The sequence below is a fragment of the Brucella sp. GW823-FHT04E01 genome (genome assembly GCF_058796175.1).
In genome coordinates this window covers 349,764-374,015 of sequence record NZ_JBXAIK010000002.1, presented here as the reverse complement: position 1 = coordinate 374,015, position 24,252 = coordinate 349,764, and the positions used below count along the sequence as shown (strand labels likewise).

The following is a 24,252-nucleotide window of genomic DNA, read 5'->3' as shown; positions in this document are numbered from 1 at the left end:
ACCAGTCCGTCAGTGATCAGGCCGGGAGCGCAACTCCCGGCCTTTTGAAGAGATTGCGCCATGCTGCCGTTGGAAAAGATTTTTGAGAAAGCTCGTTCGAGGCCACGTCACATCGTGCTGGCCGAGGGCGAAGATCCGCGCATCATCGATGCGGCGCTCCGTGCCGAACGCGAAGCCATTGCCCGCATCACGCTTCTGGGCTCCGAAAGCGTCATCAGCAGGCAGATTGACGGCTCAAAGATCGCGATCATAAATCCAGTAGTATCGGGCAAAAGCGCGGATTATGCGCAAAAACTCTATCGGCTGCGTCAGGCCAAGGGCATGACGGAAGAACAGGCCGAGGCGATGGTGAAGACGCCACTCGGCTTCGCCGCCATGATGGTACGCGAAGGCGATGCGGATGGGACGGTGGCTGGCGCAGTCGCAACGACTGCCGATGTGGTGCGCCATGCCCTGCAGATCATTGGTAAGGCCGAAGGCGCATCGCTCGTCTCAAGCTTCTTCCTGATGTTGCTGTGCCAATCACATCATCAGAAGAAAGGCGCTTTCGTCTTTGCCGATTGCGGCCTCGTGGTGGAACCGGATTCCGCACAACTTGCCGACATCGCCATACAGTCGGCAGATTCATACCGCCAGCTCACGGAAAAAGATGCGGCCGTTGCCATGTTGTCCTTCTCCACCGGCGGCAGCGCTGCGCATGAGCGTGTGTCAAAGGTCGTTCAGGCAACCCGGACGGTGCGGGAGCGTAAGCCTGATCTGTGCATCGATGGAGAATTACAGTTCGACACGGCATTCGTCGAGGCAATCAGCCATGCCAAATCGCCGGATTCACCACTCAAGGGTAATGCCAACGTCTTTGTGTTCCCCAATCTCGAAGCCGCCAATATCGGCTACAAGATTGCCCAACGTATTGGTGGGGCGCAGGCCATAGGCCCCGTGCTTCAGGGCCTCGCCAAACCCGCTAATGACCTCTCACGCGGGTGCAGCGCTGACGATGTCCTCCACATGATCGCTATAACCGTCAATCAGGCAAAGTGAAGGACAGGTTGCTATGCGCCCAGCCCAAGAGCCAATTGTATTCTAAAGGGCTTGGCGCGGCCCTGAAGCACGGAACCTTTGGCCTTCTCCCCAATCAGGGGAACGCCCAAGGAAAGATTCGGCGTCAGAATTCTCTCTTGGCGTTCCGATTCAAATGGAGAATACGCCATCTATCATAAACATTTAGGAGTAAGAAAGGTAAGCGTAGCTTTGCACTCTCGCTTCCGCGCGATCGATAACGTTCGCAAGGCGGTTTGCATCGGGTAACTCAAGGGCTACGCTCGATCTAAGCGTTATGACGATCAATAAACTCTCCAAATGCCCCTAGCAGTTCTGTAAGTCCCATCTCATAATCGTTGAGCACTATTTCATTTGAGTGCTGGCGCCTTCCGCGCCCGCTCTGGCTCGCCACGGCGAGAGCGGCACCATGCGTGTAGTCGATCAGTATGTGCGTCCAACGAACGGCGTTGCTGCGCTCGCTCAACAAGCGGGTCAACTCATTGGTAATCCTCACGGCATGATCGGGAAAAATCGCTGGCCGCGCAAATATGGCCAAGGTCAAGGCTGGATAGAGAACAACCTTAGAGTAGTATGCTGTGAGAAGACTGTGGACGCGCGCAAGAGCTTCGCCTGTTTCAGACGCCGCGACGTCAGCATACACAAGCTCCGCAAGCGCTTTGATAAGTCCGTCCTGATCCTTGAAATGGTGATAGATTGTCATGGGATTGATGCCCACACGTGTTGCCAATGCGCGCATGGTCAAGCCGTCGAGACCGTCGGTATCGAGTATGCTCAAAGCCTCCGAAAGAATACTCTCCGGCGAAACGGGCTTTCCGTTCGCTGCTGGCCTCCCTCGCCCCCTTGCCATCATTTCATGACTTCGTAATGAGACTGGACCAATCCAGAAGGGAAGGACCTTGTGCCTTTGTGTGCAAGGGCCACATCGCGATGCCCCCCACCAAAAAGGGGGCGTCCGGCACCGAGCAAGATCGGCACTCTCGTGATCACCATGTCACTGATCATGTCAAGTTCGAGGAAAGATCGAATGACGCGCCCTCCATCCACATAAGCGCGTCGAGCGCCCTCGGAGGCAAGCATCGCCATTGCGCTTCCGGGAGATTTGTCCGAAAAGCGAACCTTACCGCTGAGCTCGTATGGCACCTCCTGTGGTGCAAGCTGTTCCGATAGGACCAGTACCGGTCGGGTATAGAACCACTCGCCCATGCTTCGGACCGCCTCGTAGGTGCCCCGTCCCATCACAATGACGTCGATATCCCTGATGAAGTCATTGTACCCATGATCCTCCCCGACTTGATCATGCTCCAGTAGCCAATCGATATCCCCGTCTTCACGAGCAATAAAACCATCGAGGCTCGTGGCGATGAATACATGTCCAGTGACCATTTCGAACTCCATTATTTATACACTGTATAAATAATGGAGTTCGAAGTATGTCAAGGCACTTGCGGGTGCGCTCCCGCCACTTCTCGCTCATACAGATGCCTGTAAGCTTCCCAACCGTCACATATCTTACTGATGTGTCGGCAGTCGGTCCGCTTTTTGCGCGCACGACAAGCAATCCAATGTCCGGAATGAAGACTCGAAGCGGTCATTTGTGGTTTTGATTGCCAGTCAGAGCTTCGCGTATCTCGCGCCCGACCAGATCGCGTCAGTTGTTCCTATATCGAGCAACCCCACGTCTTCATCGTGACGCGGGCGATACAACGTGAGACAGTGACCATGCACATAAATGCGACTGGTCCGGAGCCATCATCTGCCTACGAGTTACATACAGATTCCGATTGAATGCACATAAATATGCGCATATATTTATCGACCAAAGGAGCATATCTTATGCCACAACTGGAATCTGCCCGGACATTCAAGCGCGCAACCAATCTTTCAATCGATAATGAGCTTCTTTCTGAAGCGCGCCGACATAAGATAAATATTTCGCGTGCCGCCGAGAGTGGAATTGCGCAGGCGCTAGCTGCTGCCAAGTCAGCACTTTGGAAAGAAGAAAATCGTCCAGCGATGCAAAGTTCTAATGCTTACGTCGAAGCAAATGGCTTACCTCTTGGACGTTATCGTCAATTCTAATGGCGAGATATGACGTTTACTCCAATCCGGGTGGCGGCTATGTACTCGACGTACAGGCTGACCTACTGGAAGAGCTGAAAACACGTATTGTCATTCCTCTAATTATTAAAGCGCTTGCCCCGATCCCGGCGAAGCGGCTCAATCCGAGCTTCGAGATTGAAGGAGAGGAGCATGTGTTGGTTACACAGTTTATGTCGGCAATTCCGGTGTCCGTATTAAAGAACCCAGTCACAAACCTTTCTGCTTCACATGACGAGATCGTATCCGCGCTCGATATGGCGTTTCACGGGTTTTGAACTCTACCGTTCAGTTATTCAAATGGATGACAACATTGATAACCAGTCAAGAGTCTTGGTTATCACCTCGATTTAAAGCACGTTTCGCCTCGCCCAGAAGAATCAAAGACCTGTAACGATACCTACTACTTTGCCGCGACGGCGGCCTCTTCAATGAGGTCGACAACTTCGTCGGGATGCGACAGAGGTAACAGGTGTCGGTTCTGTTGCAAACTTTTCGTCAATGGATGAACTGATAGGATACGGGCTTTTAATCAGCTGAGTGTTTTAGATGTTCAAAGGCCGCCATTTTGATAAATCAGTCATTCTCCTGTGTGTTCGGTGGTACCTGGCTTACAATTTGAGCCTGCGCAATCTCAAGGAGATGATGTCGGAGCGTGGCATTGGTCTCGATCATTCAACGGTCCATCGCTGGGTCATCCGCTTCAGCCCAAAACTGCTTGAACGGTTCAATCGAAAGAAGCGTCAGGTCACACGCAAATGGAATCTTGATGAGACTTACATCAAGGTCAAAGGCGAGTGGCTGCACTTATATCGTGCCATCGATAGCAATGGCGATACGGTTGAGTTCTATTTCAGCAAACATCGTGATCTGACTGCTGCTAAACGCTTTCTGCGTAAAGCTCTGGCCCGCCACGGTAGGCCGGAACGCATCACCATCGATGGAAGCGAGACCAACAGAATAGCTATAATGCAATGTGATGCTGAGAGCCGACTCAGACAGACTGGCAAACCTATTATCATTCGCTCCAGCAAATATATGAACAACACGATTGAGCAGGATCATCGTCGGATCAAACGACGCACACGCTGCATTCTTGGGTTCAAGTCAGAAACCGCTGCCGGCATCACACTCGCTGGTATCGAACTCATTCACATGATGCGTAAGCAGCAAGGCGTCTTTGAATATCAAAAAGCACTCTCTATCAAACAACAGTTCGAAGCACTCGCAGCATAATTACGTCCAGAGTTAAGCCGTGCTCAATTCAAATCAGATCTTTGCAACACAACCTCCAGGCCTCAGCCCCAAACGAGAAATGGCTGACTGATATCACTGAATTCCATATCCCGGCTGGCAAGGTGTATCTCTCACCCATCATCGACTGTTTTGATGGTTTGGTTATAAGCTGGCCAATCGGAACGAGACCAGATGCGGAATTGGTCAATATGATGCTTGATGCCGCCATAGAAACTGTCACAGGTACAGATGAACGACCAATAGTACATTCTGATCGGGGTGCACACTATCGCTGGCCGGGTTGGCTATCGCGGATCAGTGATGCGAAGCTGGTACGATCAATGTCCCGCAAGGCTTGTTCCCCGGATAACGCTGCATGCGAAGGCTTTTTCGGAAGACTGAAAACAGAGCTCTTCTACCCCCGTGATTGGAAGACCGCCACGCTCGAACAGTTTATCAATGAAGTTGACGGCTACATTCGGTGGTACAACGAGAAACGGATCAAAATGTCACTTGGCGCACGAAGCCCAATCGAATATCGAAACTGTCTCGGCATTGTAACGTAAAACCAGCCCAAGTTTTTATCCGCACCCCCACCGGGTCAGTTCTCAGCGAAAATCAACACTTTGGGTTGCTCCTGGGTCCTTCACTTGCCGCCCAACCATGATGGTTGGGCGGCTTTTTGTGTAAGCTTCGCAAGTATAGTCAGGTAACGTCTCTCGCAATTTATGGGGGTTTTTTGCACACAACCCGCTGTTTTTCGTGGATTTCCTCTTAATAGTACTTCATAAATTAGAGAATATGAAAATGGGCAATATCTTCGTCTCGTCCATTCGAATGCGAAGATCAAACTTGGGGACACAGACGCTGCGGTCGGAAGGCGTCTTGGGGTAGGAAACATGTCAGTATCGCGAAATACTTCGCGCTGCGTTATCGCGGCGTCCATACTCTTGTTGTCTTCGACAACATTCATTTCATCAGCGCTAGCTCAGAGTGTATTTTCAGGTGGTACGCTTGTTATCTCCGGTGAACAAACCGTCTCGGATGATTTTGATTTGTTAACATCGGGGACGGTTCAAATAAACAGCGGCGGCAATGCAACGCTAACTGGGAATATCGTTACAAATAATAATATGTTGACGTTCTCTACGTTAGGCACGGGGCTGGTTACCGGAAATATTAATGGCGGATCCAGCCTCATCGATAAAACAGGCTCTGGAACACTTGTAATTGATGGTCAGATCAGCGGCGTTGGCACGGGAATCTCAGTGCGAGGGACACTCGTCCTTAACAATGCCAACACATTTGGCGGCGGCTCAGGGTCCATCCTTCTTAGCAACGGCACTATCGTAGCAGGCGATAATAATGCCCTTTCAACAGCGCGAATTACGACAACTTTTGCTACAGGCACTCTCTCTGCCAACAAAGACGTAACATTAGCCAACAATTTCAGTCTGAACACCGATGCCGATCTCGCGGTAGACACGGCCGGACATCAGATATCTTTGACGGGCAGAATTCAGGCGAATTCAGGCGGTGGTTCGGCGGCGCGGCTTATTAAGAACGGTGTGGGCACGCTTACGCTTTCAGGAAACAACACTTATGCAGGCGGCACGGTTCTCAACCAGGGTACGCTTTCTGTTTCCTCTGATAGCAATCTCGGTGACGTCAATGGAGGACTAACCTTCGATGGCGGCGAACTCAAATTTGGCTCAGCCTTTGATTTGTCGACGTCGCGGGCAATCAATCTGTCGGCAGGTGGTGGCACCATCGACATGGCAGGGAACGAGAGCACGATCAGAAGGGCAATATCAGGAAGCGGTGGCCTGACAGTCAAGGATAGTAGCAATTCCGCAAATGGTACGCTGACCTTGGAGGGCATGAATGATTATACTGGAGCAACCACGATTGCCGACGGCGCGACGTTAGCTTTATCTGGTCAAGGGCGCGTGAACCAATCAAGCGGCGTTCAAGTTGATGGAACGTTCGACGTTTCCAATGCCAGTTCCGCACAGATTAACAACCTTTCAGGCCATGGAAATGTCGCGCTTGGCAGCAATTACCTGCAAATCAATAACGCCGCTGGAACGTTTAGCGGTGTGATCTCCGGCGTTGGCGGCGTAAATATCGGTAGTGGACAACAAGTTTTCACTGGTACCAATAGCTATACAGGCGGGACAGGCATCATGGCTGGTGCGGTCCTGGAGTTAGGAAATGGCGGTACTGAAGGATCAGTCGCTGGCAGCATAACCAATTATGGCGCGGTTGTTTTCAATCGCTCAGATGACGTCCTCTACAATGGAGAAATTACTGGCAATGGTCTTTTCGCCCACGTCGGCAGCGGAAAGCTCACTCTTACCACCACCAGTAGTTCAAGAGGCGACGTCCTTATTGGACCTGACAGCACACTTCAGCTGGGTAGCGGCGGCACGACTGGACATATTGGCGGCACCAATTTCACTGGAACAATTATCAACCTGGGCACCTTGATTTATGACCGCTCGAATGCCGTTTCCTGGAAAGGTATCTATGCTGGCAACGGTGAAATCATCAAAGAAGGAACCAATACGCTCACGCTGACGGGTGACAGTTCCAATTATGATGGGCTTACTACGGTTAAGCGCGGTAAGCTGATTGTTGGAGACGCACTCGGAAACGGTAAGCTCGGGGGCGATGTAACCGTTTCTGACGGCGCAACTCTTGGCGGTTATGGTACGCTTGGCTCTGGCGCTGGCTCTCTTGTAAGCATCCAATCCGGTGGCATTCTGTCTCCTGGCAACTCGATTGGAACGTTGACGATCAATGGTGACCTGACACTGCAAGCTGGCTCCTTTCTCATGACCGAGCTGGCAGGCGATGGCAGTGCCGACCTCGTGAATGTCACCGGTCGTGCGAACATTGTCGGTTCGCATCTCGTTATCACGGCGCTCGACCCCGAGGTCAGCTACCAGGCAGGCCAAAAATACAATATTCTGTCAGCAGGCAGTTTAGTCAGTGGTCAATTTGCTGATGTGACTTCGAACTCAGCGTTTCTGACCTTCACACTCGATCCAGAACAGAGTTTGAATGCCTTTAACGTTGCATTGACGCCGAAAACTACGGAGCCGGAACCAAACAAGCCCGAACCCGGCGAAAAGCCGGAGCCAAGCCCATTGTTCACGACAGTTGCAAACACGAACAACCAGTTCGCAACCGCTCAGGCACTGGATTCTCTCTCACAGACCGGAAGTTCACTGGCGCTTTACAACAGGCTCCTGATGCTTTCGGCCGACGAAGCCCGTGCTGCTTATGACAATCTGTCTGGTGAAGCATATGCGGCTGCGAAAGGTGCGCTGATCAATCAGTCGCAGTTCATCAACAGCGCTATAACTAATCGACTTCAGCAGGCAAACGGCTCCACGCCGACAGCCCCAGTGGCAACGATGAACTATGTGTCGGAAGCCAAGCAGTCTCAGGCTTTCGATGTCGTGACGCCACAAACGGATACTGAAGATCTCTATACGGGATGGGGATACGCTTATGGAGCCTGGAGCGAACAGGATTCGACCAGCAACACTGGCCGCATGAAATCGTCGGTCGGTGGTTTCGTCACGGGTATCGATAGGCTTGTTTATGAAAACTGGCGTCTCGGCCTTCTTGCTGGCTATAGCCATACCTCGTTTAACGTAGACAGCCGAGCATCTTCTGGCAGCAGCGATAACTACACCCTCGGCGCTTACACGGGCACCGAATGGCAGTTGTCTAACGGCAACGCATTGGCCTTCAGCTCGGGTCTCGCTTACACTTGGCATCAGATAGAAATGAACCGATCTGTCGCCTTCCCCGCTTTCGGCGATAACTTGAATGCGGACTACGACGCAGGAACGTTCCAGATATTTGGTGAGCTCGGATACAAGATCCGTCTGCCCAAGGCAGTGATCGAACCCTACGCCAATCTGTCTTATGTCCGTTTGGGAACTGACGGGTTTGATGAAGATGGCCAGACCGCAGCGGCGTTGTCCATGAATTCCGATACGATGAGCACCACGTTCAGCACTCTCGGCGTTCGGGCATCGACTGGCTTCGATCTTGGAACCATCCCGACAACAGCCCGCGCCGATATCGGCTGGAGGCATGCATCGGGTGACGTGAACCCCGTTTCAACGGCCAGCTTTGTCGGCTCGAACGCTTTCACTGTGGCGGGCGCGCCGATAGCCAAGGACGCGGCAATCATTGAAGCCGGGCTGGATTTCGCGCTATCGAAAGATGCTATTCTCGGAGTGTCTTATAGTGGCCAGTTTGGCTCTGGTGCACAACGAAATGGCTTCAATGCTTCGTTGAAGGTTAGCTTCTGATATTATGTTCGATATCAGACAAAAGAGGGCTACGGCCCTCTTTTGCGTAATCCGTTCAAGCGAAACTCTGAAACAATGAATTTCCAGTTCTGGTCTCGCTTTCCGTGAGTTGAATTAAATACTCACGCCGATAAAATCCAACGAGGGCTTGGAGTTGGAATCATGAAATTTACTACCGCAATCGGAATTATGCTGCTCGCGGCTACCGCGACATCTGCACTCGCGCAGTCCTTACCCCGCTATGACCCCGCAACTTATTGCAAAGGCGTCTCGGACTACAGCGGCGGCTCATCGGTCGTTTACAAAGGATGCATCGAGATGGAGCAGAGCTCTTACAATGAGCTGAAACCAAAATGGGCGGCTCTCTCCTCAAAGACACGAAATCACTGTGAGGAAGTTGCTCGGTACAGTGATGGCTCATACGTTATCCTGAAGGGCTGCGTTGACATGGAAGCTGATGCGGCTGCATCGACACCAGAATTCAAGTTTTAAGATAGCGCGACATGAAAACGATCAGTTTCGCCATTGCGATGTCGGCCGCAACGCTCGTTTCCGGATCAGCGCAAGCTGAGGACCAGTTCTGGGTAAAAGTCGAAGCTGTCGAGCGCAAAACCTGTCCTAGCGTTAAGTGTGGAACGGTCGGAAAGCTGCTCTTCCGTGAATCGGCGAAAGTCCTGGAAACGAAAAATGGATGGGGCCGCGTAACCCATTTTTATGATGCCTCGTGTTCAGGCGGCAAATCCCAGTATGTGGATTCAGGACGAGCGGTTTGTGACAAAACCAATGGGATCGTTGGCGGCAAGTTCGCCGAGTGGGTCAAACTGGATGGCTTATCCAAGGATAGGCCACCGAAACCCGAAGCTGGAAGTTCAGCCATTGAACAAGCGTTGAAAGATTCCGACAGATACGAAGAACACAGGGACCGTTTCCTCGCGGCAGCTGAAGAATTAATGGTCTCAGGCCAATGCACGCTGCAAGACTTTATTGATGAGGGTGGCTGGATGCGCTCGACACAAAAAAGCAGAGGTGTCGGCATCTATTTTACTTATTGCAACGGAGGCGCAAAGCGAGTCTATCTCGACGTGAACACGGGTAAGGTTTCCACAAATTAGTAGATAAAAGGTCTATTTGTCTCTGTGATGTAAACAACGTTATACGGTATTAGGCGTTTGCAAAGGCTCGATGTACTGGACAACAAATTTACCGAGCTCCGAAGGAACGTACCCAGCTATCTTCCCCGTTGGCCTCTGTTTCTCACGGTAGTTCTCAACATAAATTTCCTGCTCAGGTACCGCGGTAAGGAGACCCATCGCGGCAAGATCTGCATATGCTAAACGGAAGTTCAGGACGCTCTGTTTTTCCACGTACCGAATAGGGTTGTGTTGCAAAGATCTGATTTGAATTGAGCACGGCTTAACTCTGGACGTAATTATGCTGCGAGTGCTTCGAACTGTTGTTTGATAGAGAGTGCTTTTTGATATTCAAAGACGCCTTGCTGCTTACGCATCATGTGAATGAGTTCGATACCAGCGAGTGTGATGCCGGCAGCGGTTTCTGACTTGAACCCAAGAATGCAGCGTGTGCGTCGTTTGATCCGACGATGATCCTGCTCAATCGTGTTGTTCATATATTTGCTGGAGCGAATGATAATAGGTTTGCCAGTCTGTCTGAGTCGGCTCTCAGCATCACATTGCATTATAGCTATTCTGTTGGTCTCGCTTCCATCGATGGTGATGCGTTCCGGCCTACCGTGGCGGGCCAGAGCTTTACGCAGAAAGCGTTTAGCAGCAGTCAGATCACGATGTTTGCTGAAATAGAACTCAACCGTATCGCCATTGCTATCGATGGCACGATATAAGTACAGCCACTCGCCTTTGACCTTGATGTAAGTCTCATCAAGATTCCATTTGCGTGTGACCTGACGCTTCTTTCGATTGAACCGTTCAAGCAGTTTTGGGCTGAAGCGGATGACCCAGCGATGGACCGTTGAATGATCGAGACCAATGCCACGCTCCGACATCATCTCCTTGAGATTGCGCAGGCTCAAATTGTAAGCCAGGTACCACCGAACACACAGGAGAATGACTGATTTATCAAAATGGCGGCCTTTGAACATCTAAAACACTCAGCTGATTAAAAGCCCGTATCCTATCAGTTCATCCATTGACGAAAAGTTTGCAACAGAACCCAATACGCCTGTTCTTATATGCGACGATGAAATGGCACACCAGAGTTGCCATCCGTGACAACTATCCAAGGAACTATGTCAACTGCTGGCTCGCGGAGTTTTTATCACTACCTACAGATTGTTTTTTCCGAATCCATTGCTTGACCAAGGCATGATTACGAAAATATTCGCTCCACGAAATGCTTGATCTTATTTCCACATTAAGCATTGATCTATATATTCTACGATCGAGCCAATTCCGACTAGCAAACCAGGAGAAAATCCACGTGGCTAATGAAACGATTACAGACACAAATCCGACTGTAACGAAAACTGATGATGCTGAACCTGTCGGCAACCAACCAAAGACGCGCGCTCCGCGGAAAAAAGCCGCACCAAAATCAAAACGAACTGGAACCGCCTCTTCTCCAGCTGCAACCAAAGTTGCTATCAAGGCCGCTAAAGCGGTCAAAGCTGCTTCAAAGGCTGAGCCCGCTACACTACCGCCGTTGGAGCGCAAGCGCAACAAGTACACGCCGGCTCAGCGTGCCTCCATTCTCGCTTCTATCGAGAAAGCAACAAAGGGTGGAAAATCCACTCTCAAGGTTGCTTTGCAGCAGGCTGAAGTGAGCGAACAAACCTACTACAACTGGAAAAACGCTGCTGCAAAGCACAGACCCGTGTCATCTACGGGCTTGTCCAGCGATGATCTTTCGAGTTTGGTTGCACTTGAAGCGGAGAACCTCAAACTACGCAAGGAACTTGCTGCAAAACTGCGCGCCGAGAATGAGGAATTGCGTAAACGTCTCGGCCGGGCTTGAGACGAGCCGTTGCCAGTATCTGCACCAGAGACCCATCCAGACAGGTGGCTCCTGCACAAGTCACCTGTTACGGATTTTCATGCCTGAATGACTTTGGAGATCAGCGCCGCGTTTTTTGTTTGGTTGCTGGATCAAGTACATCGTTCACCACTCGCTCTCAATGGGGGCGATAGATTGTCTACAACCAGCTCAGGAAGCCGATGCAGTCGTACCAGTTTTACAGCAATCCACGCCTACCCGATGACATACCAATAAGCTGCGTCCGTCCGGATCAACCTCATTTGCGATCACGTCGACAGTGCACCCGCTGGTAAAAGCGGACGCTTTCACGAAGTAGCAAATCTTGCCCCGAGAAGATGTTCTTTAGAATATCGAAGCGCGCGGCAACACCACCCGCCACCAGCACAGGTTTTCTGGCCTGCCAACCTATTGCGGCTATCAGCCGGCCCGACGGAGCCAAACTGGAGATCAATCAGGTGTGAGTGCAAGTGTCGCCGAGGTTGTGTCGGGGCTAACAGCATCAAGGAAAGTCACAGTAGGAATGAAGAACAGTGAGCCTGTTACCGCACGACTGAAATCGAGAATATGATCGTAAGTGCCGGGTGGATTGCCGATAAACATATTCTCCAGCATTTTCTCGATACGAGACGGCGAACGGGCGAAGCCGATAAAATAAGTGCCGAATTCTCCTTTGCCTACTGCGCCAAAAGGCATGTTGTCACGCACGATCTGAAGCTGTTCTCCGTTCTCTTCAATGTTCGTAAGTACATTGTGAGCATAAGGCTTCTTTTGCTCATCGCGTTGCTCAATATCAGACAGCTTGTGCCGACCTATTATGTTTTCCTGTTCCTCGATCGGGACTCTGTTCCAGCTATTGAGGTCATGAAGATATTTCTGGACGATCACGTAGCTGCAGCCGGAAAATTCAGGATCCTCGTTTCCAATGAGAGTTGCTGCAAGAGCGGCCTGATCGACTGGATTTTCGGTACCGTCGACGAAACCCAAGAGATCGCGGTCGTCGAAAAACTTAAAGCCGTGCACCTCATCGGCAACGGAAACACAACCTACAAGCCGCGACATGATATGACTTGCCAACTCAAAGCACTGGTCCATGCTGTCTGCCCGGACATGGAATAGAATATCACCGGGTGTCGATACGGCGGTATGAACGCCGCGTATCTCACGGAATACATGCAACTCCTTCGGCCTCGGTGAACCGAAGAGACGGTCCCAGGCCCGCGCTCCAAAACCGGTGACGCAGGAGAGTTGCCCATTCAATCGCCGGAAACCGACACCTCGCACCAGGCTCGAAAGATCAGCGCACAGACCACGCACAGTCTTTTCTGCTTCATGACCGTCATTCATAGTCACGACCAGAAAGATCGCTGCTCTCGTCAGTTTTCCGACAACGGACTGCGAAACCGGGAGAGATGAAATATCGTCTATGGCCATGTTCACTCCGTCTCGGCAGATATTAGGTTTCCAGGGCTTGGCAACCCCTCAACTATGATTACCCAAAGCCAGACTTTCCGCCAAGCTATATCAACCGGCAACCAAAACGATCCACTTATCGGAGATAAGTGGACTTTTGCCCGGCACACACGGACAGCACGGCACGAGCTATGCACTTTCGCGCGGGTGATTGGAACAGCTGACGATGCCGCCATAACCTGCGCAAATGGTTTAAAACTGGTGTCATCGAAGGCTTCATTACTGCTTCAAACGGCTCGGCCAATTCGATCAGGTAGCGTTTGATGAACGTGCTACGATCACCAAAAAAGGACGTTGCGATCGGAACATTCCAGCAATACACCCCCGAACATCTGGCGGGGGGAAGATACAACGAACAGAGGATCGGGCGAGTTTCTAAGGCCATCTTCAATCAAATCTAATCAGGGGGCGACGTCAAATGGTCAGGCAGACGGAATGCCAAAAGCCTCGATTGTTTTAAAGATTCGCTCCGCAATAAGCGGAACTGAAAGTCACTGAACGTAAAAAACCAAGTTCGCATGGACTTCGAAAACTCTATAAATGCCCTTCCGAGACTCCCGTGATGTTCACTCGGTTCGTCAGGCTAAATTCTCTTTTAATTATGTCACGTCGTTCGCCAGCGCTGAAGCATTGACTTTTGTCAGTATCGATGACTAATGTCAGAACACCGAGGAAAGAACCCCAATGCCCGTCCGACCGATTGACCAGATCATCCATAAGGCCGCCTGGCTATATTATACGCACGGCCTGCGCCAAGACGAGGTAGCGCAGCGGCTTGAAATCTCCCGCGCTTCGATTGCGATGTATCTGCGCAAGGCCCGCGAGATGGGGATCGTCACGATCTCGACCTCCTCAGAACTGTTTTCAGACGATGTGCTGGCGCGTGAACTGGAAGACGCGACAGGCCTGAACACTGTCTGGCTGGTGCCGGAAGACCGACAAGCGATGGATCCAGCTGCTGAAATGCCTGTCGTCGCAGCTTCTGTTTTCCTTGAACTCCTCAACAAGGGCGACCGCGTCGGCGTTGCCTGGGGCCGCACCGTCTATCACATTGCCGACGTAATGCCTTTCGCAGATCTGAGCAGCGTTACCGTTGTTCAGCTCTGCGGCAATCTCGGTGCGCCCTATTCCTATAGGCCGGACCAATGCACTACGGAAATCGCTCGCCGCCTCAATGCCGAAGGCATCAACTTCTACGCGCCGCTCGTTCTCTCTTCCGAGCGCCTCGCTGACGAATTGCGCGGTGAACCTGTCATCAAAGAACAGCTCGCTACAATCCCGGACTGCAATCTGGCGCTTTATTCCGTCGGCGGTATTGAGGATGACAGCCATCTCGTTAAATGCGGCGCGCTTTCGGCTGCCGACATGCATGCCATGGGCGAAAAGGGCGCTGCCGGGGTCATTGCCGGTCAGCTCATAGATCGCGATGGCCAATGGCTGGATTGCAATCACAACAGGCGCTGCATTTCCGCCGACCTCGCCTCCATTCGCGCCATCAAGAAACGCATGCTTGTCGTGCAGGAAGACAACAAGTTCGAGCCCCTGGTGGCGGCGTTGAAGGGCGACTTTGCTTCCCATCTCGTCATTACCACCTCCATGGCGCGTCGGATTTTGGATCGCTGGAGCGAGGATGGGCTCGGCAAAGGCGGTTCAAGCAAGGCTTGAGCCAGAAAAGTTTGGGTCCGCCGATGCCGGTCGGGCCGGTTTATCGGGAGGCTGACTACCATGGAAAATCTCTGGCGCGATGACGAAGCGGAAAAGGTCATCGCCGAATACGCCGCGAAAGGCGTCAACCGCGATTTGGCGCTGCGTACCTATACGACGCGGCTTCTGGGTGGCGAGCCACGACTGGTGCTACATGGCGGCGGCAACACGTCGGTAAAAACCGAGGTAACAGACCTCGTCGGCGACACGCATGCGGTGCTCTGCGTCAAAGGCAGCGGCTGGGACATGGGAACTATCGAACCGGCAGGCCTGCCCGCTGTGAAAATCGACGCCCTTCTCAAGAGCCGCAAACTCGACAGGCTTTCGGACGAGGATATGGTGACGCTGCTGCGCGCCAATCTCATCGAACCCGCCGCTCCGAACCCTTCGGTAGAAGCGCTACTGCATGCCTTCCTCCCGCACAAGTTCATCGACCACACGCATTCGACGGCTATTCTCGCCATTGCAGATCAGGCCGAGAGCCAGAAGATGAGCACAGAACTCTTCGGCAAGAAAATGGGCTTTGTGCCCTATATCATGCCCGGCTTCGCGCTCGCCAAGGCGGCCGCCGAAGTGTTCGAACAGGACCCGACGGTTGAGGGCCTGATCCTCGACAAGCACGGCATCTTCACCTTTGGCGACACTGCGAAGGAAGCCTATGACCGGATGATCCACTATGTCACGGTCGCGGAGGATCACGTCAAGAACCACGGTCGCAATCCGTTCACGCCCGCCACCCTCCCTGCTTCGCTGGCAAGGCCCGGCGATATCGCCTCCATGCTGCGCGGCGCAGTTGCCGTCGACAAGGGAGAAGGTCGCTACGACCGGATGGTCAGCGTTTTCCGCACAACTCCGGCTATTCTCGATTTCGTCAATGCCCGCGAGGTCGCGGACATGGCGGCGCGCGGTGTCTCCACACCCGATCTTTCAATCCGCATCAAGACCGGCCCTATGGTGTTGCCCGCACCGGCCACGGATGATCTCGCCGGCTACCGTGCCGTCATCGACCAGCACGTCGCAACCTTCGTCGCCAATTACACCGAATATTTCCGTAGCAACGATGCGCGCGACGATGTCAAGCGCACCATGCTCGATCCCATGCCGCGCCTGACGCTGGTGCCCGGCCTTGGCATGTTTGGCCACGGTCGCACCTTCAAGGATGCGACCATCGCCGTCGATGTCGGCGAGATGTGGATCGAAGCAGCACGCGATGCAGAATCCGTTGGTCGCTTTGAGCCGGTCAGCCGTCCCGATCTCTTCGATCTCGAATATTGGTCGCTCGAACAGGCAAAGCTCGCGGGCGCCAAGCCGAAACCGTTCACTGGGCAGGTCGCTGTCGTCACTGGCGGTGCGGGAGCCATCGGTGCTGCCGTCGTCAAGGCCTTTGCAGCCGAGGGCGCTCATGTCGTTGCGCTCGATCTCGATGGCGAGAAGGCTTCGGCGGTTGCGAAGGCTGCCGGAAACAGTTCCATCGGCATTGCCTGCGACATCACCGATCCCGCATCTGTGCGAGCCGCCTTTGATAAGGCAGTCGCAACATTTGGCGGCGTCGATATTGTGGTGTCAAATGCCGGCGCGGCCTGGGAAAGCCCTATCGCCACGATGGACGACACGCTGCTGCGCAAGAGTTTCGAGCTCAATTTCTTCGCTCATCAGACTGTCGCACAAAATGCCGTGCGCATCATGAAGGCACAGAAAACCGGCGGCGTACTGCTGTTCAATGCCTCCAAGCAGGCGGTCAATCCGGGCGCAAAATTCGGTGCCTACGGCCTGCCGAAAGCGGCAACGCTCTTCCTGTCACGCCAGTACGCGCTGGAACACGGTGCCGACAACATCCGCGTCAATGCGGTTAATGCCGATCGCATCCGTTCCGGCCTGCTGAACGATGAGATGATTGCCAATCGGGCTGCGGCTCGCGGCCTCTCCGTCAAGGACTATATGGGCGGCAATCTGCTTGGCCTTGAAGTGACGGCTGAAGATGTCGCCCGTGCCTTCGTGCACCATGCACTAGCCGAACGCACGACGGCCGACGTGACTACCGTCGATGGCGGGAATATCGCGGCAGCCATGCGTTGATTTTTCGGGCTGGTGCAGACAACTTCCTCAGCCTTTCAGACATATAGAAAGGGGCGGTCCGATGGACCGCCCCTTCTTCATTCCGTCATGCCTAGAGCGGTTGTTTCACCGCATTATCCTACGCAAAGCCGCTTCGCACCTTTGCTGGAAATGCTCTAAATCAGGGCTTCGGCATCCATGCAGGCATGGCAACATCGGCATGGGCGAACTGCGGCAGTTTCGTGCCGAGCTCTTCCATATTCTTGATGTCCTGATCGTTGAGATCTTTCTGCGTAATCAGCGTCGGCGGCACGATGACCTGCTTGCCCGGATTTTCACCGGCCAGCAGCATGGCGAGCGAGCGCACGGAAACCTGACCAACCACAGCCGGGTTGGTCGCTGCTGTCGCGACCCATGCAGAACCGGATTCACGCATGGCGGCGATGTCGGAGGTCGAGATATCCGCCGAGTAAATTTTCACGTCGGAAGACATGCCCGCTTCGTCGACCGCAATCTTCACGCCCTTGGCGAATTCGTCATAGGGTGCAAACATCACGGTGATGTCGGGGTTGGCAGAAATCACCGAGCGCGCCTGATTGGCAACCGAATTGGCGATGGGATTATCCATCGTGCCGAATTGGGCAGCTTCCTTGATGCCCGAATATTTCGCTTTGAACTCTTTCCATTTCTCGTCACGACGGTCGAGCGGCGCGATGCCTGCGACATAGACATAGCCAGCCTTGAAGCTCTCGCCATTGTCCTTGATCGCCTGTTCAAGTGCCAAACGAGCGAGGTCATGATCGGACTGCTCGACTTGCGGGATCTTCTCGTTCTCGACATTCACATCGAAAGCCACCACCTTGATGCCCGCGTCGACCGCACGCTTGGCGGCTTCCTTCATAGATTCAGTCAGGCCGTGCTGGATGATGATGCCCTGCACACCAAGCGCAATGGCCTGATCGACCATATCGGCCTGCAGAGCTGCATCCTGACGGCTGTCGAACACCTGAAGCTGGACGCCCAGCGCCTTGGCCTGTGCTTCAACGCCCGCGAGGTAAGACTGGAAGAAGTCGCCGGTCGACAGATAGCGCACGAGTGCGATCTTCACCTCACCCGGCTTGTCGAAAGGTTTCGGCATATCCGCCGCAAGGGACGGCGTGGCAAATGTTGCTGCAGCCATCAGCCCGAGCGTCAGCTTGCCCAGGGTTCTACGCGTGAAATTCATGTCAGTCTCCTCCACTGATCAATATTGTTAGCCCGCTGAAGGTTCCCGCCTCAGCGTTTGCCTCTTTTCGAGAGCGCAAAGGTGAAAATCAGGGCGATGACGAGCACCGCGCCCTTGACGAAATCCTGGGTGTAGTAAGGCGCGTTCATCATCGTCAGGCCCTGCAAAAGAATGCCGACGAAGAGAGCGCCAACGGCAGTGCCGAACGCATTCGGCTTGGCAGCGCCAAGCACTGCGAAACCAATGAGGGCTGCGGCAACGGCATCGAGAAGCAGATTATTGCCCGAGGCGATATCCCCGCGCCCGAGGCGGGCGGCAAGCAGAATGCCGCCGATCGAGGCGAAGACGCCGGAGATGATATAGGCCGAGATCTTGTAGGCATTGACCGGCGCGCCGGCGAGGCTTGCCGCGCGCTCATTGGAGCCGACAGCGTACATCATCCGGCCGAAGCGGGTATATTCAAGGAAGAACCAGATGACGATGGCCAGCACGATCAACACGACCACCGAAACTGGCACCAGATTGGGCAGGATGAAATCGAAACGATGACGGCCAAGCGCGAGGAAGGCCGGGCTGAAAGCGCCCGTTGCCGTCGAGCCATCCGGCAACGTCATGCCCGTTGCAATCGAGCGACCTTCGGTCGGGATGCGTTGCAGGCCGAGCAGCAGGAACATCATTCCAAGCGTCGCCAGAAGATCTGGCACGCGCATATAGACGATGATGATCCCGTTCACCAAACCGACGAGCACGCCCACGGCTAGGCAGACGAGTGTCGCTGTCAGGGCGTCACCACCCATGACCACCATCACATAGGACGAAGCCATCATGGCGGTAGTCGCAACCGAGCCAATGGAAAGATCGAAACCGCCGACAACGAGTGTCGCGGTGACACCAAGTGCAAGAATACCGGTGATCGACACGGATTGCAGGATAAAGACCGCGCTCTGGGGCGAAGCGAAACCACCGGTTACAGCCGAGAAATAGAGCACCATGCCAGCAAGCAGCACGAGGAAGCCATATTTGATCGCGGTTTCCCGGATATTCAGGCCCGCAGGCGGAACTGCGCCGGTGGCGGCGGATTTGCTCTGTTCACTTATCATCATGCACTGACCTGTTGATGGGATTGTCCGGCAATCTCGGAGAGCAGCCGCTCGACATCGACGTCGACATTACGGTGCTCGCCTACGATGGTGTGTTCCGACATCACGAGAATGCGGTCGGCGACTTCGAAGGCTTCATCGAGCTCCGTCAGGAAAAGAATTGTGGTGCGCCCTGCCGCAGAAGCACGCAGCTTCTCACCTATGTCGCGACGGGCGGCGATATCGACGCCCTGGAAGGGCTCATCGAGGATGAGCAGTCGCGATGGCTCGGAAAGCCAGCGGCCAACCATAACCTTCTGCTGGTTGCCGCCCGACAGCGTCTGCATCTCGTCACGCTCATTGCGGCAGACGACACCGAGCGACGAAATCTGCTGGCGCGCCGTTGCCTTCTCTGCCCGTCGGCTTGAAATGCCGAAAGTCGAAAGCCGGCGTAAGAATGGCAAGCTGATATTCTCGTAGATATTGAAGTCCGGAACGATGCCGCTGATCGCACGGTCCTTGGCGACAAGGAAAACGCCTCTAGCAATCGCCTGACCCGTTGTCTTCGGTGCATAGTTCACGCCATCCAGCGTCATTTCGCCTGCTTCCGGGGCCCGCGCACCAAACAGCGTTTCAGCAAGTGCCGTCTTGCCGACTCCAACAAGACCCGTGACTGCGACGATCTCGCCATCGCCGAGATCGAAATCGAAGGGTCGCGCCTGTTCGGAAAGCTTAAGGCCCCGCACGCTGAAGACCGGGCGACTTGCGTCGCGCACGGCAACGGCACCAGCCGACACCTTGCGCCCCAACATGGCATTGACCGCGCCCTCGTAATCGAGTTCCGGCCCCTCGAAACGGCCCGTGATGCGACCGTCGCGCAGCGACACGATGCTGTCGGCAAGGCGACGAATATCCGACATGCGATGCGAGATATAGAGAATGGCGACACCCCGCGCCTTCAACCGATCAACGAGGTCGAACAGACGATCCGCCTCGGCACTGGAAAGCGACGACGTCGGTTCGTCGAGGATCAGCACTTTCGGTTCATGCGCCATGGCACGCGCAATCGCCACCATCTGGCGATCCGCAAGTGTCAGGTCAGTGATATTGGCCGAAAGGTCGATGGCAAGGCCCATGCGCGAGGCGACCGCCGCCGCTTCGCGACGCACCCGGCGCGGATTGAAAAAAAGCCGCGCACCACGCCCGTTCAACCGATCGAGCGTGAGATTGGTCGCCACATCGAGATCGGCGACGACGCCGTCATTGATGTTCTGATGCACTGTGACAACGCCGGCACGGATTGCCTCGGCGGGCGTCGCTGGATCAAAGGTAGCATCTGCCAGCGTGATGGTGCCGCCACCACGCGTGTAGACGCCCGAGAGGATGCGCACGAGCGTCGATTTTCCGGCGCCGTTGGCACCCATCAAAACCGTCACTGCGCCTGCTTTGAGGTCGAGGTCAACACCTTGCAAGACCGTCACCGGTCCAAAGGATTTGCGCACGTCCTCAATGCGAAACACTGGCTGTTCGCTCATAAATTCCTCCCACTGACGCCACGTTAAGATAGGCCACCATCAAATGTCAAGGCCATTGACATTTGACAGAATGATGCCTTAGCTGTGGGAAAGACGGCATGGCGGCGCATGGTGGAGGCGGCCCATGCGCAGGAGGAGAGCATTATGGACAGCCACGTCTTCGAGGCGCTGAGTACAGAGACATTGCCAGTTCGGCTTGGCGGCAATGCCGCCCTGAAAGAGAAGGTCGGAAGCGATTCGTCGCGTTGGGCCATCCGGGAAGTCGGTGATGGCAATCTCAATCTGGTCTTCATCGTCACAGGCGAAGCGGGCGCTGTGATCGTCAAGCAGGCGCTGCCTTACGTGCGCCTCGTCGGCGAAAGCTGGCCGCTTCCACTCAAGCGCTCGTTTTTCGAATATCACGCTCTCAAGCGCCAGGGCGCGCGTGACCCGGGTATGGTACCGGAAATCCTGTTCTTTGACGAAGCCCAGGCAATCATCGTCATGGAATTCCTGACCCCACACATCATTCTGCGCCGCGCTTTGATTGACGGTCGCGAACTTCCCAAGATCGGTCGTGACCTCGGCCTCTTCGTTGCTCGTACTCTTTTCCGGGGGTCCGACCTTTCCATGGTGACCCGCGAGAAGAAGGCGGATGTCGCTTTGTTCTCTGACAATGTCGAGCTTTGCGACATCACGGAAAATCTCGTCTTTTCCGATCCCTATTTTGAGGCAAAGCTCAATCACCACACCACACCGCAGCTCGATCCAATCGTGGCGGAATTGCGCGCCGACCGCGAGCTCAAGGTGGAAGCGCAGCGGCTGAAACACCTCTTCTCTGCCAAGACTGAAACACTATGCCATGGCGACCTGCACACCGGTTCGGTCATGGTGACCGACGATGAGACCCGTGTCATCGATCCGGAATTTGCCTTTTACGGTCCGATCAGCTTCGACGTCGGTATGCTGATCGCCAATTTCTGGATGAGCTATTTTTCACAGGCTGGTCATGAGACTGCACCCGGCGCTCGCGACAGCATGCGTGCCTACCTTCTGGATACGATCGACACACTTTGGGAAACGTTCCGCGCCGAATTCGCTGGCCTGTGGCGTACGGAGCGTAAGGGTATCCTCTATCAGGCAAGCCTCTTCGAAGATCGCCAGGACCCGCTTGCCGCCGAACAGGCACTCAACATCGTCATCGACGAGATCTGGCACGAAATGCTGGGCTTTGCTGGCATCGAAACCCATCGCCGCATCCTGGGCCTTGCCCACAATGCCGATTTTGAAACCATCACCGACCCCGACCGCCGCGCTTCTTGCGAGAGCAAGGCGCTGAAGTTCGGGCGTCACCTCGCCGTCAACCGGCAGCGCATCCATAGTCTTCGGGATATCCGAGAGACCGTGGAGCGGCTTGAAAAGGAGATTCTCGCGTGAAAGTCGGAGAACGCCACTACCATACGATCTGGCTGAACGAAGACGGTCGCTCCGTTGACATCATCGACCAGCGCTGGCTGCCGCATGAATTCCGTGTCGTGACACTGAAAACCGTCGCCGATGTCGCCGATGCAATCCGCGACATGTGGGTACGCGGCGCGCCGCTGATCGGCGTCACCGCCGCCTACGGCGTCGCCATCGCGATGGCGAAAGACCCCTCGGATGCTCACCTCGATGCCGTATGGGAAGAACTCAACGAGACCCGCCCCACCGCCATCAACCTGCGCTGGGCGCTGAATGCGATGCGCGAATATCTGCGTCCATTGCCTGAGGCGGAACGTGCGGATGCTGCCTATAAGCGTGCCGCCGAGATCGCCGAAGAAGATGTTGAGCTCAACCGCGCAATCGGCGCGAACGGCCTCGATGTCATTCGCGAGATCGCTTCGAAAAAGAATCCGGGCGAGCCCGTGCGCATCCTTACCCATTGCAACGCAGGCTGGCTTGCTACCGTCGATTATGGCACCGCGACCGCGCCGATCTATATGGCCGTCGAGGAAGGAATCCCGGTCCATGTCTATGTCGATGAGACGCGTCCGCGCAATCAGGGTGCCTATCTGACGGCTTGGGAAATGAACGGCCATGGTGTGCCGCACACGCTGATCGTCGACAATGCCGGTGGACATCTGATGCAGCACGGCGATATCGATATGGTGATCGTCGGCACAGATCGCACCACTGCAAACGGCGATGTCTGCAACAAGATCGGCACCTACCTCAAGGCGCTCGCGGCGCGTGACAACGACGTGCCGTTCTATGTTGCACTCCCCTCGCCAACCATCGACTGGACGGTGCATGACGGTGTCAAGGAAATCCCGATCGAAGAACGCACCGCCGACGAAGTGAGCTTCGTCCAGGGCCGCGCCGCCGATGGATCCATTGCGAGCGTCCGCATCTCGCCCGAAGGCAGCCCTGCCGCCAATCCCGCCTTCGATGTCACGCCAGCCCGCCTCATCACCGGCCTCATCACGGAGCGCGGCATCGCAACGCCGTCGCCTGAAGGCCTGAAGGCGCTCTTCCCGGAAAGGAGCTGAGACGATGGTTCTGACCAACGAAAAATCCACCGAGGAAATCGCACTCGGCATCCGTCGACGGGTCTTCTTCCATACGATGAAGAACAATGGCGGCTATCTGAGCCAGGCCTGCTCCGCCGCCGAGAGCCTTGCGCTGCTCTACAATGAGTTGCTGACGCTCGGCGAGCCAACCCTGCCGAAAGTGCCGTTGCCTTTCCGTGGCGTGCCTTCGGCGCATAATCCGGATGCCTTCACCGGCGCCGGATATCATGGTCCCGTCGGTCCGAACTTCGACCGCTTCTTTATCTCGCCTGCCCATTATGCGCTCGTCATCTATTCCGCGCTGATCGAAATGGGACGGATGGACGAACACGCGCTTGATCATTTCAACAAGGATGGCGGCTCCGTCGAAATGATCGGCGCCGAACATAGCCCCGGCATGGAAGTGACCACAGGATCGCTGGCCCAGGGGCTTTCCATGGCGTCAGGCGTCGCCTGGGCGCGGCTGCGTAAAAAGGAGCCCGGCAAAGTCTGGGTCTATATGTCCGACGGCGAATTCCAGGAAGGCCAGACCTGGGAATGTCTTGCGGCAATGAGCTATCACAAGATCGACAACATCCGCGTGATCGTCGATGTAAACCGCCAGCAATGCGACGGCGCCATGTCTTCCGTGCTCGACCTTGGCGACCTTGCGTCCCGTGTGGCGTCCTTTGGGGTCACCTGCCGTTCGATGGATGGCCACGATCTGGGCGCACTACGTGCAGCTGCCGAGAGCGCGGAGGCTGACAAGCCACTTGTCATCCTCGCCAACACCTCGCCTTACCAGGGCATGGATTTTCTGAAGAAGCGTTTCCCGCGCCTGCACTATGTCCGATTCAAGAGCGCGGAAGAGAGGCAGGAAATGCAGACGGCACTTGCCATCGAACTCGGTATCGATCTCACTGCGATGGAAAGGGCCTGACA

General features: G+C 54.6%; 20 protein-coding genes and 1 pseudogene. 14 read left to right on the top strand and 7 right to left on the bottom strand.

The features are described from left to right. The first annotated feature begins 60 nt into the window (after positions 1-60). Complete coding sequence (pta, locus tag AC1RHM_RS07175) at positions 61-1,038, top strand: phosphate acetyltransferase (RefSeq protein ID WP_492332501.1); 978 nt, start codon at positions 61-63, stop codon at positions 1,036-1,038. Between the two features lie 286 nt (positions 1,039-1,324). Here the strand turns inward: pta and AC1RHM_RS07170 are convergent, their stop codons facing one another. Beyond that, the gene (locus tag AC1RHM_RS07170) at positions 1,325-1,906 is read right to left on the bottom strand and encodes a TetR/AcrR family transcriptional regulator (protein ID WP_226622713.1); all 582 of its coding nucleotides are present in this window, start codon (positions 1,904-1,906) and stop codon (positions 1,325-1,327) included. Continuing rightward, complete coding sequence (locus AC1RHM_RS07165; RefSeq protein ID WP_010660452.1) at positions 1,906-2,442, bottom strand: dihydrofolate reductase family protein; 537 nt, start codon at positions 2,440-2,442, stop codon at positions 1,906-1,908. Before AC1RHM_RS07165 ends, AC1RHM_RS07170 begins: the two co-directional genes overlap by 1 nt. Positions 2,443-2,892: 450 nt before the next feature. Between AC1RHM_RS07165 and AC1RHM_RS07160 the strand changes: the two genes are divergently transcribed. The 7 genes and pseudogenes from AC1RHM_RS07160 (at position 2,893) to AC1RHM_RS07130 (ending at position 9,838) form a co-directional block, all read left to right on the top strand. Further along, positions 2,893-3,138, top strand: coding sequence for a type II toxin-antitoxin system CcdA family antitoxin (locus AC1RHM_RS07160; protein WP_010660453.1), 246 nt, complete (start codon positions 2,893-2,895; stop codon positions 3,136-3,138). Next, positions 3,138-3,434: a CcdB family protein gene (locus AC1RHM_RS07155; RefSeq protein WP_010660454.1), complete on the top strand. Its 297-nt coding sequence runs from the start codon at positions 3,138-3,140 to the stop codon at positions 3,432-3,434. The genes AC1RHM_RS07160 and AC1RHM_RS07155 overlap by 1 nt, the downstream gene beginning before the upstream one ends. Positions 3,435-3,705: 271 nt before the next feature. Further along, complete coding sequence (locus tag AC1RHM_RS07150; protein ID WP_036577813.1) at positions 3,706-4,392, top strand: IS6 family transposase; 687 nt, start codon at positions 3,706-3,708, stop codon at positions 4,390-4,392. Between the two features lie 41 nt (positions 4,393-4,433). Further along, positions 4,434-4,958: pseudogene (locus tag AC1RHM_RS07145) on the top strand (IS3 family transposase); the annotation flags it as partial. A gap of 333 nt (positions 4,959-5,291) precedes the next feature. After that, complete coding sequence (locus tag AC1RHM_RS07140) at positions 5,292-8,726, top strand: autotransporter domain-containing protein (protein WP_152413181.1); 3,435 nt, start codon at positions 5,292-5,294, stop codon at positions 8,724-8,726. A gap of 162 nt (positions 8,727-8,888) precedes the next feature. Further along, on the top strand, positions 8,889-9,218 hold the full coding sequence (locus AC1RHM_RS07135) for a hypothetical protein (protein WP_010660457.1): 330 nt from the start codon (positions 8,889-8,891) through the stop codon (positions 9,216-9,218). 11 nt (positions 9,219-9,229) lie between these two features. After that, the gene (locus tag AC1RHM_RS07130; protein WP_010660458.1) at positions 9,230-9,838 is read left to right on the top strand and encodes a hypothetical protein; all 609 of its coding nucleotides are present in this window, start codon (positions 9,230-9,232) and stop codon (positions 9,836-9,838) included. Positions 9,839-10,155: 317 nt separating this feature from the next. On the opposite strand, the gene AC1RHM_RS07125 is transcribed toward AC1RHM_RS07130, so the two are convergent. Next, positions 10,156-10,842 carry an IS6 family transposase gene (locus AC1RHM_RS07125; protein ID WP_029928553.1) on the bottom strand — a complete coding sequence of 229 codons (687 nt, stop codon included), beginning with the start codon at positions 10,840-10,842 and terminating at the stop codon, positions 10,156-10,158. 338 nt (positions 10,843-11,180) lie between these two features. Here AC1RHM_RS07125 and AC1RHM_RS07120 point away from each other — a divergent pair, with 338 nt between their 5' ends. Next, the gene (locus tag AC1RHM_RS07120; protein ID WP_029928555.1) at positions 11,181-11,714 is read left to right on the top strand and encodes a transposase; all 534 of its coding nucleotides are present in this window, start codon (positions 11,181-11,183) and stop codon (positions 11,712-11,714) included. A 468-nt stretch (positions 11,715-12,182) separates the two neighbouring features. Here the strand turns inward: AC1RHM_RS07120 and AC1RHM_RS07115 are convergent, their stop codons facing one another. Further along, a complete protein-coding gene (locus tag AC1RHM_RS07115; protein WP_010660460.1) occupies positions 12,183-13,166 on the bottom strand; it encodes a Dyp-type peroxidase in 984 nt (327 codons plus the stop codon). A gap of 723 nt (positions 13,167-13,889) precedes the next feature. On the opposite strand from AC1RHM_RS07115, the gene AC1RHM_RS07110 reads away from it, so the two are divergent. Beyond that, the gene (locus tag AC1RHM_RS07110) at positions 13,890-14,870 is read left to right on the top strand and encodes a sugar-binding transcriptional regulator (RefSeq protein WP_029928557.1); all 981 of its coding nucleotides are present in this window, start codon (positions 13,890-13,892) and stop codon (positions 14,868-14,870) included. A 60-nt stretch (positions 14,871-14,930) separates the two neighbouring features. Next, a complete protein-coding gene (locus AC1RHM_RS07105) occupies positions 14,931-16,985 on the top strand; it encodes a bifunctional aldolase/short-chain dehydrogenase (RefSeq protein WP_010660462.1) in 2,055 nt (684 codons plus the stop codon). Between the two features lie 160 nt (positions 16,986-17,145). On the opposite strand, the gene AC1RHM_RS07100 is transcribed toward AC1RHM_RS07105, so the two are convergent. Genes AC1RHM_RS07100 through AC1RHM_RS07090 form a run of 3 tightly spaced genes read right to left on the bottom strand, consistent with a single transcriptional unit; the run spans position 17,146 to position 20,803 of the window. Next, the gene (locus tag AC1RHM_RS07100) at positions 17,146-18,189 is read right to left on the bottom strand and encodes a substrate-binding domain-containing protein (protein WP_010660463.1); all 1,044 of its coding nucleotides are present in this window, start codon (positions 18,187-18,189) and stop codon (positions 17,146-17,148) included. A 50-nt stretch (positions 18,190-18,239) separates the two neighbouring features. Next, positions 18,240-19,289, bottom strand: coding sequence for an ABC transporter permease (locus AC1RHM_RS07095; protein ID WP_029376150.1), 1,050 nt, complete (start codon positions 19,287-19,289; stop codon positions 18,240-18,242). Then, a complete protein-coding gene (locus tag AC1RHM_RS07090; RefSeq protein WP_010660465.1) occupies positions 19,289-20,803 on the bottom strand; it encodes a sugar ABC transporter ATP-binding protein in 1,515 nt (504 codons plus the stop codon). Before AC1RHM_RS07090 ends, AC1RHM_RS07095 begins: the two co-directional genes overlap by 1 nt. 144 nt (positions 20,804-20,947) lie before the next feature. Between AC1RHM_RS07090 and mtnK the strand changes: the two genes are divergently transcribed. From mtnK to AC1RHM_RS07075, 3 genes are read left to right on the top strand one after another with little or no spacing between them, the layout of a single operon-like run. Beyond that, a complete protein-coding gene (gene mtnK, locus AC1RHM_RS07085) occupies positions 20,948-22,219 on the top strand; it encodes an S-methyl-5-thioribose kinase (protein WP_029376151.1) in 1,272 nt (423 codons plus the stop codon). Next, on the top strand, positions 22,216-23,310 hold the full coding sequence (mtnA, locus tag AC1RHM_RS07080) for an S-methyl-5-thioribose-1-phosphate isomerase (RefSeq protein WP_010660467.1): 1,095 nt from the start codon (positions 22,216-22,218) through the stop codon (positions 23,308-23,310). Before mtnK ends, mtnA begins: the two co-directional genes overlap by 4 nt. A 4-nt stretch (positions 23,311-23,314) precedes the next feature. Next, positions 23,315-24,250 (top strand): thiamine pyrophosphate-binding protein, encoded by a 936-nt coding sequence (locus AC1RHM_RS07075; RefSeq protein ID WP_166942430.1) that lies wholly within the window; start codon positions 23,315-23,317, stop codon positions 24,248-24,250. Positions 24,251-24,252: the final 2 nt, after the last annotated feature.